13 protein-coding genes are annotated in these 15,955 nt (G+C 37.6%); 2 read left to right on the top strand and 11 right to left on the bottom strand.

The window, feature by feature from the left end; genetic code table 11:
• Nucleotides 1–9 precede the first annotated feature (9 nt).
• On the top strand, nt 10–333 hold the full coding sequence (locus tag ACK4M9_RS12765) for a DUF3889 domain-containing protein (RefSeq protein ID WP_409851069.1): 324 nt from the start codon (nt 10–12) through the stop codon (nt 331–333).
• A gap of 153 nt (nt 334–486) precedes the next feature.
• On the opposite strand, the gene ACK4M9_RS12760 is transcribed toward ACK4M9_RS12765, so the two are convergent.
• The 3 genes from ACK4M9_RS12760 to ACK4M9_RS12750 form a co-directional block, all read right to left on the bottom strand.
• Complete coding sequence (locus tag ACK4M9_RS12760; RefSeq protein WP_409851067.1) at nt 487–3,129, bottom strand: valine--tRNA ligase; 2,643 nt, start codon at nt 3,127–3,129, stop codon at nt 487–489.
• A 727-nt stretch (nt 3,130–3,856) separates the two neighbouring features.
• Nucleotides 3,857–4,528, bottom strand: coding sequence for an ABC transporter ATP-binding protein (locus tag ACK4M9_RS12755; RefSeq protein WP_409851065.1), 672 nt, complete (start codon nt 4,526–4,528; stop codon nt 3,857–3,859).
• Nucleotides 4,528–5,742: an ABC transporter permease gene (locus ACK4M9_RS12750; RefSeq protein ID WP_409851063.1), complete on the bottom strand. Its 1,215-nt coding sequence runs from the start codon at nt 5,740–5,742 to the stop codon at nt 4,528–4,530. The genes ACK4M9_RS12755 and ACK4M9_RS12750 overlap by 1 nt, the downstream gene beginning before the upstream one ends.
• A 236-nt stretch (nt 5,743–5,978) precedes the next feature.
• On the opposite strand from ACK4M9_RS12750, the gene ACK4M9_RS12745 reads away from it, so the two are divergent.
• A complete protein-coding gene (locus ACK4M9_RS12745) occupies nt 5,979–6,167 on the top strand; it encodes a hypothetical protein (protein WP_409851060.1) in 189 nt (62 codons plus the stop codon).
• 55 nt (nt 6,168–6,222) lie between these two features.
• On the opposite strand, the gene ysxE is transcribed toward ACK4M9_RS12745, so the two are convergent.
• The 8 genes from ysxE to ACK4M9_RS12705 all read right to left on the bottom strand — a co-directional run bounded on the left by ysxE (nt 6,223) and on the right by ACK4M9_RS12705 (nt 15,932).
• Nucleotides 6,223–7,251, bottom strand: coding sequence for a spore coat protein YsxE (gene ysxE, locus ACK4M9_RS12740; RefSeq protein ID WP_409851058.1), 1,029 nt, complete (start codon nt 7,249–7,251; stop codon nt 6,223–6,225).
• Nucleotides 7,248–8,171, bottom strand: a complete 924-nt coding sequence (locus ACK4M9_RS12735) for a hypothetical protein (protein WP_409851055.1) — start codon at nt 8,169–8,171, stop codon at nt 7,248–7,250. Before ACK4M9_RS12735 ends, ysxE begins: the two co-directional genes overlap by 4 nt.
• A gap of 26 nt (nt 8,172–8,197) precedes the next feature.
• Nucleotides 8,198–9,481, bottom strand: a complete 1,284-nt coding sequence (gene spoVID, locus ACK4M9_RS12730; RefSeq protein ID WP_409851053.1) for a stage VI sporulation protein D — start codon at nt 9,479–9,481, stop codon at nt 8,198–8,200.
• 410 nt (nt 9,482–9,891) lie between these two features.
• Nucleotides 9,892–11,103, bottom strand: a complete 1,212-nt coding sequence (locus tag ACK4M9_RS12725; protein ID WP_409851050.1) for a type II secretion system F family protein — start codon at nt 11,101–11,103, stop codon at nt 9,892–9,894.
• A gap of 26 nt (nt 11,104–11,129) precedes the next feature.
• A complete protein-coding gene (locus ACK4M9_RS12720) occupies nt 11,130–12,170 on the bottom strand; it encodes a type IV pilus twitching motility protein PilT (protein WP_409851048.1) in 1,041 nt (346 codons plus the stop codon).
• Between the two features lie 17 nt (nt 12,171–12,187).
• The gene (locus ACK4M9_RS12715; RefSeq protein WP_409851046.1) at nt 12,188–13,858 is read right to left on the bottom strand and encodes a GspE/PulE family protein; all 1,671 of its coding nucleotides are present in this window, start codon (nt 13,856–13,858) and stop codon (nt 12,188–12,190) included.
• A gap of 26 nt (nt 13,859–13,884) precedes the next feature.
• Complete coding sequence (locus tag ACK4M9_RS12710; RefSeq protein ID WP_409851044.1) at nt 13,885–15,369, bottom strand: hypothetical protein; 1,485 nt, start codon at nt 15,367–15,369, stop codon at nt 13,885–13,887.
• Nucleotides 15,366–15,932 carry a hypothetical protein gene (locus ACK4M9_RS12705; RefSeq protein WP_409851041.1) on the bottom strand — a complete coding sequence of 189 codons (567 nt, stop codon included), beginning with the start codon at nt 15,930–15,932 and terminating at the stop codon, nt 15,366–15,368. The genes ACK4M9_RS12710 and ACK4M9_RS12705 overlap by 4 nt, the downstream gene beginning before the upstream one ends.
• Nucleotides 15,933–15,955 lie beyond the last annotated feature (23 nt).

Raw genomic sequence — 15,955 nt, 5'->3', positions numbered from 1 at the left:
GTGAGGAAAATGAAAAGAATCTCACTATTAATTTTTGTCCTGCTTTTAACTATAGGGTTCAGCAATAAACAAACTTTGGCTGAGAATGAAACACCAGCCTACGCAAAATGGGGCAATATAGCTGTAACTCAAACAATTAAAAGATATCCAGAAGCAAAGGTTATCGACTACCTCCATATTGGTAGAGAAGAAAAAGGTGCCGGAGTTGCTGTTGAGAAATTTAAACTTTGGCTCCGGCAGGGTGAAAAAGAATTTGGTGTGTTCGTAAATGTTGAGTTTGAAATAGATACAAACCAATTCAAAGCAATTTCTTTTAAAGAAACAGATCGATAAAAAAGAAAACGAGGCTAACTCATCAGTATGCTATTCACCTCAAGTTATGACTCTATACTTTTCGTATAGCACTTGAGGCGATTGAAACACTGCTTTTGAGCCAACCTCGTTTTCTTTGTTTAATTTTTACAACCGATTGTTATTAAAGCGTAATTACGCTTTTAATTCTTCTATTCTTGATAGAACTGTGGCACGTTTCTCCAAATAATCTTGTTCTTTTGCTTTTTCTTCCTCAATTACAGCTGCAGGTGCTTTTGCAACAAAGCCTTGATTGCTTAGTTTCTTTTGAACCCGTTCTACTTCGCCATCAAGTCGTTTTACTTCCTTTTCTAAGCGAGCGATCTCTGCGTCAATGTCTAATAAGCCTGCTAGAGGCAAGTAAAGATCTACACCAGTAAGGATTGAAGACATTGACTTCTCTGGCGCTTGAAGATCTGTACCTATTTTCAGTTCTTCTGGATTACAGAATTTTTCTAAATAGCTACGCCCTTCTTCAAGATTGCTCAAGATAGCATTGTCTTTTGCTTTAATTATAAGCTCAATTTTTTTACTCATTGGAACATTTAATTCTGCTCGCGTATTACGAACTGAACGAATAATTTCTTTTAGCAAATTCATTTTCTTCGTTGCTTCTGGGAAGTTTAGCGATTCATCTCTCACTGGCCAAGGAGCAACCGTAATTGACTCTCCTTCGTGCGGTAGATGTTGCCAAATTTCTTCCGTAATAAATGGCATAAACGGATGTAACAGCTTCATCGTTTGATCAAGAACGTGCGCTAAGATTGATCGCGTCATTTTCTTAGCATCCTCGTCTTCACCGTATAACGGTAATTTTGCCATTTCAATATACCAATCACAGAAATCATCCCAGATAAAGTTGTAAAGAAGTCGTCCTACTTCACCAAACTCATAGTCATCAATTAAGCGAGTAACATCATCAATTGTCTCTTGAAGTCGAGTTAAAATCCATTGGTCAGCAATTGATTTTTCCCCTGAAAGATCAATTTCATCATGAGTTAAGCCTTCCATATTCATTAAAGCAAAGCGTGATGCGTTCCAAATCTTATTCCCGAAATTCCATGTTGATTCGACCTTTTCCCAATAGAAACGGAGATCATTTCCCGGGGAACTTCCTGTTGAGAGGAAGAAACGTAGCGCATCTGCACCATATTTGTCGATTACATCCATCGGATCAACGCCATTTCCGAGTGACTTACTCATTTTACGGCCTTCAGAGTCACGAACTAAGCCATGAATTAGTACGTCTTTAAATGGACGTTCACCTGTAAATTCTAAGCCTTGGAAAATCATTCGAGCAACCCAGAAATAGATGATGTCATATCCGGTTACAAGAACATCCGTTGAGTAATAACGTTTGAAGTCTTTTGAATTTTCATCTGGCCAGCCCATTGTTGAAAACGGCCATAATGCTGAAGAAAACCACGTATCTAGCACGTCTTCATCTTGTGTCCAGTTTTCAAGATCTTTTGGAGCATCATGACCTACGTAAATTTCACCTGTTTCATTATGGTACCAAGCAGGGATACGGTGGCCCCACCATAATTGACGGGAAATACACCAGTCGCGAATGTTTTCGATCCAATGTAAGTACGTCTTTTCAAAGCGTTCAGGGACAAAGTTAACCTTGTCTTCTTTTTGTTGCAATTTAATTGCTTCTTCTGCAAGAGGACCCATTTTAACAAACCATTGCGTTGAAAGATAAGGTTCAACAACTGCACCACTACGCTCGGAATGACCAACCGAGTGCATATGCTCTTCAATTTTGAACAAAATCCCTTCGTCTTGTAAATCTTTAACGATTTGCTTTCGGCATTCAAAACGGTCCATACCTTGATACTTTCCAGCATTTTCGTTCATTTTCCCTGACTCATCCATCACGAGAACACGTTCAAGATTATGTCTGTTTCCAATCTCAAAGTCGTTAGGGTCATGCGCCGGGGTAATTTTTACTGCACCTGAACCAAATTCCATATCAACATAGTCATCTGCAACGATTTCAATTTCACGACCAACGATTGGTAACTTTACTTTCTTACCAATTAAGTGTTTATATCGATCATCTTCGGGATGAACGGCAACCGCTGTATCGCCTAGCATCGTCTCAGGACGAGTTGTAGCAACTTCAATATGCCCACTTCCGTCTACGAGCGGATACTTCATATGATAAAAGCCACCTTGAACATCTTTGTAAATTACTTCAATGTCCGATAGGGCTGTTTTCGTTTGTGGATCCCAGTTAATAATGTACTCACCGCGGTAAATAAGACCTTTTTCGTATAACTTTACGAATACTTCACGAACCGCTTTAGAAAGTCCTTCATCAAGTGTGAAACGCTCACGAGAGTAATCTAGGGAAAGGCCAAGCTTTGACCACTGATTACGAATAAAGTCAGCATACTCACTCTTCCATTCCCAAGATTTTTCTAAAAACTTTTCACGGCCTAAGTCATAACGACTTACACCTTCTTCACGAAGCTTTCCTTCTACTTTTGCTTGCGTTGCAATTCCAGCATGGTCCATTCCAGGTAACCATAACGCATCATAGCCTTGCATTCTCTTTGTACGAATTAAAATATCTTGTAATGTCGTATCCCATGCATGACCAAGATGCAACTTCCCTGTAACATTTGGTGGTGGAATAACAATTGTATAAGGCTTCTTGTCCTCCTCACCCTTTGCTTCAAAAAACTTTCCATCAAGCCAGTACGAATACCATTTCTCTTCTGTACTTTTCGGATCATACTTTGTTGGCATTGATATCTCTTGATTAGCCATCTTATTTCCTCCCTTTAATACGAAAAACATAGAGCACCAACGGAATAGTCGGAACTATACACCTTTCAACATTGTTTTATAAAAAACAAAAAACTCCCTCCATCCTCAAAGGACGAAGAGAGTATATTCGCGGTACCACCTTTGTTTGCCATCGCCAAAAGAAACTTCGTCGAAGACACACTTCATTCATGTAACGGTTATAAACCGGCCTATTCTACTAAGAAAAGCATAAGTGACCTAGGAAAAAGTGTAGTGCTTTTTCCCTTCTAAGCCCCGACAAGCAAATGTTCTGACAATTAAAAAGTGCGTTCTTTACTTTTTATATTGGCAGGTTATTTGACCTCGAGGGGCTAGGCACTGTAGCTAGACATTACGAAAAGCATAAGTGACCTAGGAAAAAGTGTAGTACTTTTTCCCTGCATAGCTTTCCTTTCAAATAAGCAGCTCCTGGGCGACCTTCCATCCTTATCTCCAAAAAAATCTCTCAGCAATTGTTTAATGTCCAGAACTTCATTATGGACATTAAAGCAATGATTTTTCTCTCTAATGGCGTTACAGATGTACTCTTCCCATTCAAAGCATTATTTTATTTAAAATTGTGTATTAACAGTGTACATGGTTTAGTAAAAATTCGTCAATAGTTACGATGAGAAATTTTACTAAAAGTATCGCCTATTTCTAAAATATCATACACTTAATATCTAAATTTTCTCCAACCTTATATCTTTTACCTTTTTGTAAATTTACCGTTCTTAATTTCAAGTAAACCACTTCCCTCTTTGGCAAGGGTTTTATTGTGGGTTACCATGACAATTGTTGTCCCCTGTTTGTTGATTTCGCGAAATAATTGAATGAGATCTTTAGCCGTTGCTTCGTCTAGAGCAGATGTTGGCTCATCAGCAAATAATATCGCAGGCCTTTTTAATAGAGCCCTAGCAACTGCAACACGACGTTGTTCACCACCACTTAATTGATATGGTTGATGGTAAACATACTCCTCTTTAATTCCTACATCACTTAATAACGTCCTTGCTCTTTCTTCAAGATTTTTTCGTTGCTCTCCCCTTAATAATAGGGGAAGCATGACGTTATCAATTACAGGGAGAGCTGGTGTCAAACTTGCAAATTGAAAAATGAAACCACAAAGTTCATAGCGTAAATTTGTTCTGTCTTTATCTTTTAAAAGAGAAGTTCTTTTTCCGTTTAAATGAATTTCGCCGTTTGTTTGTTTATCTAAAAGACTTGCTAATGCTAAGAATGTTGATTTTCCACTTCCAGATGGACCAATGACCGATACAAACTCGCCTCTGTTGATTTCAAGATTGATATTTTCTAAGGCTACAATTGACCTCGTTCTAGTCAACCGATATTCTTTTGTTACATTTTCAAATCGAATCATCAGCTGTCACCTTCTCTTATAACTTCGTAAGGTTCTCTCGAAAAAAACGAGTAAACTGGAAAAATCGCCGCTAAAATTGTACAAAATGTAATTGTCAATATCGTTGTAATGCTTATGACCAATGTTGTTTGAAAGTTCGGAAATACAAGTGGCAACTGGAAAATCATATATAAAAGTGTTTGACGGTCATACAAGATGCTTAAAGAAGTAACTACTCCGACAAAGCTTCCAATAAATGAAACAATCGCAGCTTCAGATAACAAAAGCTGATAAATTTGGCGTTTAAGGACACCTAGAGCAAACAAAATCCCAATTTCCTTTTGACGTTCCTGGATTAATGCTGTAAAAAGCGTCGCCACTTGGAGAAGTGTTAATAGTAGAGCAACTCCTACCATTACGTAGCTTAATAGCTTCAAAGGAAGTACCTGTTGTTTAAGCTGGTCTTTTAACCCTTTCCCTAAAACAACATCGACATCTTCTACTTCTATTTCTATTTGTTGCTTCACAAAAACTTCTGTATGAGGCGTTGTATTGATATAGATGGCTGAGATCGCTGTAGGAGATATATGCTGTAATGACCTATTCATCAAAATTAGCTTTCGTGCAGTATCCAATCTCATAAAAATTGTTTCATCAGCTCCTGTACCAGTTGGAAACAAGGCATTTTTCACAAAAAACGGTTGGTGGAATAACATAACTTTTTCTTTTATATATTCATCATCATAATGGTATAAAAAGCGATCGCCACCAGCATGGACACCAATGACAATCTCATCCTCTTCTAATTGTTGAGATCCTGGCATAAACGATTTCAATGTGAAGTCACTGCTTGGATCAAAGGCAACGACAGGGAAATCGCCCATCGTCCCACAACATGAAGTCGAAATCGTTTCAAGAAATAGCTGCCCAGTCCATTCTGTAATATCATCAATCTCTGAAAGCTTTCTTGTTACATCTTTCTCATCGAAGTACAGTTTACTTACAGCGCCAGAAAGAGCATTTTCGCCTGCATTAGCGCCCAAACCTTTAGGAACGACAATAATGTCTGCGCCAAGACGACCTACGATAGCAATGACGCTTGCATTCATTGAATGTATGAAAAAAAAGCTAGTAAAAAGCAAAAAAGCAGCAACTGCTGTACTGCCACCAAGTAAAAATGCTCGAAGTCGTTTTTCTTTTATAATTTTCCATGCAAATTGAATGGCTATCCGCAAAGTTGGCACCTCTACTATTGATCATTTTCTTTACTTAGCACGACACGAACGATAAACCAAACAAGCCAGAGGCATACAATTCCCCACATAATTTCATATATAACAAAGATTTGATTCATGCCAAGGTCACTTCCTTCTTTTTCCTTATGATGCACGAATCTTAGAAACTTATTCACAGGGCTATTTAACCGTGCATATGATGATTATAGGAAAAGTGTAGTAAAGGAGGTCTTTTTGTGTTTAAAAAAGGTAAATATCGACTTCCCCTTTGGTTACGAAGAGTACGTGATGTTGGCTATCAATTTTTAATCCCATTAACAATGTTTCAGCTTTTACGAACGATTTTATTTCCTACAACGATAGATGTTGTACTTTTAGCTGTCCTAGTTATCCTCTATCTTTCTTACGTTGTAGGCTTGTTTTAGAAGTACAACCAGTATTCCAATTAAAAGTCGGGTTTTCACGAAAAAAAGCAGCAACCTATTCTAAAGGTTGACTGCTTTCATTTTTGAACAATGTTTTGTATATAAAATGATTGACTCGAGTCATTGTAATAATTCGTTTTTCTAATAGTTGGACGTATTGTAGTTCCGTAATACTTCCATTTCTTTTTTTATATAGATCAAGGCAATGAAAAATTGGTTCAGGATAAATTAAGTAGCTTGCAAATAGTTTTTTCTCTTCTGCTTCTAGGATTAAAAATTGTTGGTACAAATCTAACCACTCTGCGCCCTGATCTTCACTCCACAAAGTATATTGAAATGATTTCCGAAATGAGATTGCTAAGTCTCGCACCGGTGTATCTAAGACTGCTTTTTCAAAATTAAATAAATAGCCATACCCGTTTGGATGATAATAAATATGAGTGCGATCTAACTTTCCGTGACAAAGGACAGCACGAAAGCTCTTCTTTTCAAGGCACTCATCATGCCAATCTTTTAAATAATTTTTAGCAGTAGTAGTCATTACATCTAGTCTACTATAGTGAGTAAGGTATGTTAGTTCAAATGGAGACATATATGTTTTTTGCTCTGCCTCCTCAGCAAAGTGCTCCATTTCAAGACGACGTTTTTCCCAGCGATTAATTAAATCTTGATAGGAGCTTTTGATCGTTTCTTCGGAAAACTCCTGGTGTTTTACGGTTAAGCCATGAAGCTTTCCTAACTGTTTAAACAAGATTTTCTCTTTATTCTCTTCAGGAATTTGTGCGTCCTCCAAAAACCATGGTTGTAAATAATATGTTTTATCTCCATGAGTTATTGTTAAATCACCATACTTTGTAGGAAGTAAAGGAACAAACTGTTTATAGTTAAGTTTATCTAGTCTGTTCATAACATGTGAAAACCAATGGGCTTGGTCTCTTGTCATTGATGATTCTTTTAAGGCAAACGTTCCACGTTGTGTCACGATTTTTTTAACTTTGCCGAATTGCTCAATTTTCTCTGGATATAGATCATATTGAAATAATATATGCCCAATAGAGTTCCGGGGGGCATTATTCGTTATCATCTTGCCACCACCTTTTCCCCGTCTTCCTCAATCCACCTACTTAGCAATATGACTAGCTTCCTTGTTGTTTCCCAACTATTGAAGAACTCATCCATGATAACAGAAGTCTCTTTTTCTTGATTTTCAAACTGTGAAACTGTCCGCTGCAGTTCGTTTGGTGTCACTAATTCTGCTAAAAGGCTCACACCTTCATCTGTTTTTAATGGAAAATAGTCATTAATAGAAGCCAACACCTTACGTGTAGATATCTCACCGTTTTTGTTATACCAATCCTCTAAGAAGTTACGGATTGGCTCATAGCCTTGTATAGGTTGATCTGCACCACAAACCCAAAATAAGTTATGAAACACTTCTCTTGCATTTGTTAGTTTGATTTCTGGAGATAGGATAGGGCTTCGCTTCGTTTGCATACGTTCTCTCAATTGGAGCACTTTTCGGCAACGTCTACTTGCCTCAAAATAACTCCTCTCTAAAACGAGCTTTGCCATCGGATCTAGGGCTTTTAGCTGATCAAGGGTTTGTTTCACTGCCTTCAATGGAATGTCTTGCTTTTTTTTAAACCGCTGACACTCGTCACTTTGTTTGAGTCCATAAGTTAATGACGTTCCAAGAAGTTTGCCCCATTCATTTTCTTTTCCGGTGGCAGGAAATATTTCCTCAACCTCATCGTGAATGGTGGCCCAGCCCTTATCACATATAAAAAATGGCTCTCCATCCTTTGTTCGAATCATCCGGTCTAACAAAATGCCTGACTGTTTACTTATTTCATCACGCCATTTAACATGCCACTGCAGTAGTTGCTTATCTTTCCAAATTCTAATACGCTTTTTCCCATTTTCACTTTGAAATGTTTGATCAACTTCAATCCACTTTAGATCTGATAGCCCATACTCGATCTTCATTCGACGTAACATATCCATTTTATTGCACCCTATCCTAGTTAACTTTATTGTGTTACCGGAATATATAAAATCTGCCCTTCTTCTACATTTGCATCATTTAAACGATTTACCCTAATAAGGGTACTTTGATTAATTTCATAGCGAGCGGCTATTGTTTCTAACGTTTCATTTTCACGAATGATGCAAAGCTTTAGCTTTTTAAACTGTTCGCCATCTCCCTTTGTAAGCATCTTTGTTAAGTACAAAGCATTTTCTTCCCTTGGTGTTGTAACTTCCTCAACTTGCTGCTCGTGGGACTCAATAGCTTCTACTTCATCTTCTAGTTCTTGAACTTCTTGTTGTTGAGTTGCTTGTTTCACTTCTTGTCTTCTTTCTTTAGTGAAACTTTTCGCCAAACTAAAACCTTCTTCCTTAGCTTGAGGTTGCTCATTAGCTTCAGCGACTGGTTCAGTTTTTGGAGGGTTCTTCACAACTCCAAAAGCAACTGCAGGTGATTTAATTTCTTTGGTAACTTCCTCAGAAAGTTCTGCCTCTACTTCAACTGCTTCGGTTCGTGATTCCTCTTCTAACAATTCATAAGCCTCTACCTCATCACCTTCTGAGAAGACCTCTTCTTCTACCGTTACCTCTTCAACTGCTTCTTCTTCATCAACTCGTGCAACTACCTCTTCTGTAGGGAATTGAACGACTGTTTCCTCTTCTTGATGTTCCTCGATTAATTCAGTTATGCTCTCTTCTTCAACCAGTTCAGGAATTTCATCATTCAGAGGAATATCCGCTCGTGATGTTACTTCTTTTTCGACTTGTTCTTCGTTGTAGGCTTCAAAATGAAATGTACGATCGACTTCCTGTGTTGCTACTTCCTCTATCACTTCTTTACTTGATTTCCCTGCTGACATTCCAGTAATCGAAACATCCGCTGTTAATTGAATACAACCACGCTCAGGTAAATCGTAATCGAAAGAATCAACAATGACATATATATCATCCAAACTTCTAATTCGTTCTTGTGGAATTGTCACATCGATTGGAAAGTGATGTCTAATCTCACCTGTCCCATCTTCATGTAACGTTACTTCTTCTATTGATCGATACGCTACTTGAGAGGCTAGTGATTCATGTTCGCCTTCCGGTGTAATCTTACCACTTGAACGATATTCCCCAGTCAATCTTAAACCGCCACGAATTAAGACGTATTCCCCATGCTCTTGTACTGTAATTTCTGGATCCAATGATAGAGAAACTATTTCGTCTACTTCCTGACCTTTATTGAGCCACACTGATTCTTCAATGGAAAATGATAGCTTTGATGAACGATCTTGTGTCAATTAACTCTCCTCCTCTATTATAATTTGAGTTACCTCCGCATACTAAAGGAACACGTCCCGTTAAACGGACTTATACCAATACGTTAAAGATTTATGATGAGAATACGGAAAATATGAATCTTTTTAATTAATTTCATTTGAAAATCTATGTACAAACTCTTTCAAAATAAGATGATATGAGTCGTAATAACTAATTTCTTTGTTATTTTTTAATACACCCATCTCTAGGAGCCCTTTTATTTGAACGGGCTATTTACGTATAGTTATTGTTGAACTGATTTTTCCTCCAACGGTTTTAAAATAAACAAAAAACGAAAAAGCTTTTAAGAGAAAATAATTATGTATGATAAAAAGGGCTGTTCCAAAAGTCAGTTATCGTAACTTATGGAACAGCCCTATTATTTTATATACTAGATTTGCTGGTAAATTGAGAACATTGGTAGCATGGCTGCAAGAACAATCGTTCCAACTATAATACCTAATACAGCAATCATTAACGGTTCGATAATCGAACTTAAACGACTAGCCATTTGCTCTACTTCATCTTCGTAAAAATCTGCAACCTTTTCAAGCATCGTATCTATTTGTCCAGTTTCTTCACCGACTTTAATCATATGTGTGACCATTTTTGGGAAAAGCCAGCTTTTAGCTAATGGATCAGATAAACTTTCACCGCTTCGTAATGATTCTTTTGATTCATTTAGAACTTTTGCTACGACTTCATTATTCGCAATTTCTGCGCTCATCGTTAATGTTTGCAAGACTGGGACAGAGCTTTTAAATAATGATGCCATCGTCCTCGTAATGCGAGCAATCATTTGCTTTTGTATAAGCGGACCGAATACGGGCATTTTTAACGTAGCATAATCCAGCATGTATCTTCCTTTAGGATTTTGCCTAAAAGCCATAAATACTAGGACAAATAAAATAACAAATAAAATAGCGATATACCATTTTTCGATTAAAAAATCAGAGATAGCCATAACAACTTTTGTAGGAACGGGAATTTCTCCTCCCATTGAAAGTAAGTTGTTTAATAGACTTGGTAACACTTGCGTTAATAAAATGACAACAACAATAACTGCCACTATAGAGACCGCAATGGGATACATCATCGCTGATTTTACTTTTTCTTTCACTTTATGACCTTTTTCATAGAAAGCCGCCATGCGATCTAAAACGCCTTCTAAATCCCCGCTCGTTTCTCCTGCTTTTACCATGTTTACAAATACTTTATCAAATATTTTCGGGTATTTCATACAAGCTTCTGAAAAAGGAATACCTGAACGTAAATCTTCGTAAATAGCATCAAGGGCCTTTTGAAATGGCTTTGAAGAAACTTGATCACTTAGTAGCCGAACAGAATCTAAAATGGGCGTTCCAGCCTTAATTAAGGTCGCTAGTTGGCGGCAAAAAATGACGAAATCTTTATTTTTTACTGGTGATCCAATTGTAATATTTAAATCAGCATTTAAGACGCTGTCTTTTTGTTCTTTCAGCTCAGAAATATAGAGGCCTTTTCCTTTCAACTCGGTAGTCGCTACTTCTTTAGATGGGGCATTTAGCTTTCCTTTCACTTGCTTTCCAGTTTTTGCATCAATTGCTTTGTAAAGAAAGAGCATCTATTTCTCTCCCTTTCATTAAAATTTTACTCATTTTTGTCCCAGTTTGGTACAAACTCATCAGCGTCTGGGCGACTGACATGTCCTTGTCTTACTAAATCTTGTACAGCCATGTTCATCGTTTGCATGCCAATAGCCTTTGATGTCTCTAGCACCGTAATGATTTGGTGAACTTTGTCCGACCGAATTAAGTTAGCTGTTGCTGGAGTGTTCACAAGAATTTCCATGGCAGCGACACGACCACGCTCCCCAGCTAGCGGCAATAACCGTTGCGAGATAACCCCAGCTAACGTGGATGATAATTGAGTGCGAATTTGCTGCTGTTGATCAGCAGGAAATACGTCAATGATCCGGTCGATCGTTTGAGCAGCGCTCGTTGTATGAAGTGTTGCCAATACTAAGTGACCGGTTTCAGCGGCCGTAATTGCCGTAGAAATTGTTTCAACATCACGCATTTCACCCACTAGAATAATATCTGGGTCTTGCCGAAGAGCAGCACGTAGACCAATAGCAAATGATTGACTGTCTTGCCCAATCTCTCGTTGATTAACAATACTTCGTTTATGATGGTGCAAATACTCAATTGGATCTTCAAGTGTCAGAATGTGCTTACTCATATTTTGATTAATATAATCAATAATTGCCGCTAAGGTTGTGGATTTCCCACTACCTGTAGGGCCTGTAACAAGTAATAATCCCTGTGTTTGTTTTGCAAAGTATTTACACACCTCTGGTAATTTTAAATCTTCGAAGGTTGGTATCTTACTATTTATGATACGACAGACAAGACCAACTGAATTTTTCTGTTTAAAGATATTAACACGAAATCGACAAATAGTTTCTAACTCAAAACAGAAATCAAGCTCTCCTTGTTTTTCAAAAGCTTCATATTGTTCTATAGTTGTAATTTCTTTTGCCAACACCTCTGTCTTAGTTGGTGTTAATTTTTCATTGCCTATCTTTTTTAACTTTCCGTTAATACGAACAATAGGTGTACTATCGATCGTAATGTGTAAGTCAGACGCCCCGTTTTGAAATGCAAAGTTGAGTAACTGTGTCATGTTCATACCAATAATAACCACCTTTATTCCATCGTTACGCGGTACACTTCTTCAAGTGTGGTTTTTCCTTCAGCAACCTTAATAAGACCATCTTCAAACATAGACTTAAAACCTTTTTCTTTTACGTATTTTAAAAATTGTGATGTTGGTAGTTTTTGAGTGACCATTTCTCGTAAATGATCGTCAGCAAGCACTGTTTCGTGAAGAGCCATTCGGCCACGATAGCCTGTACTGTTACAAGCGGCACAGCCTTCTCCTTTGACTATTCGTTTGACGCTTATCCCACGAGATGAAAAAATTTCTTCTTCCTCAGAAGTTAATTGGTGGGGTACGGCGCATGATGGACAAACTCGGCGAACGAGCCGCTGACCTACAACACCTAGAATTGCCGAAGATACTAAAAACGGCTCTATTCCCATATCAATGAGGCGACTAATGGCGCTAACGGCATTGTTTGTATGAAGAGTACTTAATACAATGTGTCCAGTTAAGGCAGCCCTTAGAGCAATTTCAGCTGTTTCCGTATCACGAATTTCTCCGACCATGACGATATCAGGGTCTTGTCGTAAGATGGAACGAAGCCCTGCAGCAAATGTCATACCAATATTAGCGTTTACTTGAACTTGGTTAATCCCTCTCACTTGATATTCAACAGGATCCTCAACAGTGATGATATTCACAGAAGCTTGATTCATTTCTTGTAATGCCGTATAAAGTGTCGTTGATTTTCCGCTTCCAGTTGGTCCAGTAACTAAAATAATTCCGTAGGCACTCGTAATCATTTTACGAATATTCCCTTCATTTTCAGGTGAAAATTCTAGATGTTCTAACCCTAATGACACACTGCCTGTATCTAATAAGCGCATGACGATTTTTTCCCCATAAATAGTAGGCAGGCAGGATACACGAAGGTCAATTTTTCGTAAATCAACATCAATCTTAAAGCGCCCGTCTTGTGGTAAGCGTTTCTCAGCAATGTTTAAACTTGCCATAATTTTAATCCTTGAAACTAAAATGTTTTGCATCGTTTTCGGGACGGTTTTCTCGGTACGTAAAACGCCGTCGACGCGAAAGCGAATATGGGTTTCAAATTCATGTGGGTCAATATGAACATCACTTGCTCCAATTTGGACTGCTTGCTGCAGCAATTGATCAACCATTCTAGCAACTGGAGAATCATCTGATTGCTGTGCTTCAAGAAAAGCTTGATCATCCTCATTCGTTGGAATATCCTTCAGCATTTGATCAATCGATTTTTGCATCCCGTAATAACGATTTAGAGCCAATTGTAATTCTTGCTTTTTTGCAATGACAGGTTGGATTTCAAAACCTGTACTTAAACGAAGGTCATCTAACGCAAAATAATCAAGGGGATCAGCCATGGCAACAATAAGACGATTTCCTTCTTTACGAATTGGAATTAGTAAATAACGACGTGCCATTTCTTCACTAATAATACTAAATAAATTTGGTTCAATTTTTTGCTTATATAAATTCACCTGGGGTATCCCAAGCTGAAATTCTAGTACTTCTATAATTTGCTGTTCGTTGACAAGCTTCATAGCAGCTAGCTGATCACCAAGGCGGTTCCGAGTCTTTTTTTGTTCTGCAAGGGCCGTCATGAGCTGTGCTTCAGATATGATGCCTGCTTCTACTAACAAATCTCCTAATCGTTTTCGTTGCTTTTGAACCATTAGCCAGCGCTCCTTTTTCATATTCCTTACTTTGTACTTGTAACCTTTTCATGTCCATTTAATAGCAATACAAAATCTAGCATTAGTCCTTCTATATCCCAAAGAACAGCAGTGTCTTTCGTAGATTCAAAATATATTAATAAATTTTCCACTTCGACTAAAATTTGTGTCGTTTCTTCTATTGTGTTTGCACGAGTAGAAGATGCTGTTAAAAGAACTTGATTTGCTTTTGTTTCGTATGCTCTAATTCTTTCTGAAATATCTGCTAGCGTTTCTGTCGTTAGTTGATAGTTCAAGTCATTGATTGCAGTAACTGCTTCTACGACCGCACTTGCTTCTGGAATTAATGGCTCTTCAGCACGATAAGGCATCGTTTTGACAAACGATGGAAAGCCTTGACTTGACAGTAGCTTCGCTTTTCCATAAGCAATCTTTTCATTTCCAGCTATTGCTGTAAAAATTAAACTTAGCGAATTTCCACGAATTCGAGGGAAAAATCCATTAGCAATTAAATTTTCAATCGCCCTGTTTAAATAATAGTCTGATGTATAGGCCCCTGTTTGAACGATGTAAAAGACACTATCCCCATCCATTATTGGCTCATCGGGAAATGTTTTTTGATAAAACTCAAAGCTTAAATATCCAAAATTAGGAATTACCCGATCTCTAGTAGTACTACCTTTATCATAATCGCCACCACTGTTTTGACCACCATTCCACTTTCCACTGTCGTGGCCGACGGTGGTTTCATTGCCAATAAGAGTTTTATTTTCAGCAGATTCTGTAGATGGAATATAACGTTTAATTTTACTTGGGTCAAACTCGTAATCTAGCTGAAAACTTCGATCATCGGTGATGAATTCGGCGAAATCTTCAAAGAAAAATACTCGAAATGTTATTGAGCCTGTAAGGCGAGTTTCTTCTTCCTCATTTTCTTCGGAATAATTATAACTTTGCACATGAACAACACGCTCAAGTTTTTCCAGCTCACTAACAAATGAATGAACCGCAGCTGCTTCACCATTGATCGAAACGTCGATTTCGACGTATGAGACGGATATATCTTTGATAGGTAAAATCTTGTCTGTAAAAATTTGGTGCACTGCCTCAGGTAAGATTGTTACCCAATTATCTGTTACTGTTTGCTGCTCTGTGGAATTAACTTCGGAAGCAGAATTAGTAATTATAAATCCTAGACTTTCGATAACCGCACCTGTTTCCAACTCTGTTCTCTCTAAGTCGGCGATTATCTGCTCAACATTTGGCCGAATTGGAATACTAGATAATAACTTCTTTTGCTCATCTGGAGTTAAAATATTGACCTCTAATTCATGTAACCACGTTTGTAACACATCAATTTCTTTGTTGACTGTTGACAACTCAAATTGTTTATTCTTTACATCAACTGAAACGGGACGAATCATATACATATAGAAAGCAACGAGAATTAAAAAGAGAATGAAAAATAAATAGGTTAGTAGTTTACCGTTCCCCCTTACCCAATCGTTCATCGTGGATCACCTACTAACGTTTTAAGCTTAATTTCAAATTGAGAAGTATAGCTAATTTCTTCACTATCACTATTAATTGAATGAACTACGGCAGTATTGACAAATTTAGCTTGTAGAAGTCGATTAAGATAAATCGCTGCATCGCCTTTTGAAGCAAATGTCACTGTAACATTTAGCTCACCATTGTTTGAATATGAATAGTTATCGACGTTGGCATCTTCTGGTAAGATACGATAAACGTTTGTTTTTAAATCGACCGTATCTTTATATATCGAATTTAGTAACATTTCTGCATTTTTGTACTTTTCAACGAAATTATATTCGGTAATTCCTGTAGTTTTCGATGCGACATCGGTTTGTAGAACATCGCGATAGCCGTAACTTTCACTAATATTTTGTTCGAGTTCGGCGGCTTCACCTTTCAAATTGAAATATGAATAGGTTAAAAAGCTAGCAGCAGCAACAAAAGCAACTAACCCTGTTACTACTGGGACTAGCATTAAGGAAGAGTTCTTTTCTTTTTCTATATGCGAATTTGGAAGTAAGTTAATACTAATTCTCAACGTAATCGCCCCATTCTAATGAA

Origin of the sequence: Anaerobacillus sp. (assembly GCF_046314235.1) — a bacterium.
GTDB lineage: Bacteria > Bacillota > Bacilli > Bacillales > Anaerobacillaceae > Anaerobacillus.
This window is presented reverse-complemented; position numbering and strand designations above follow the sequence as displayed.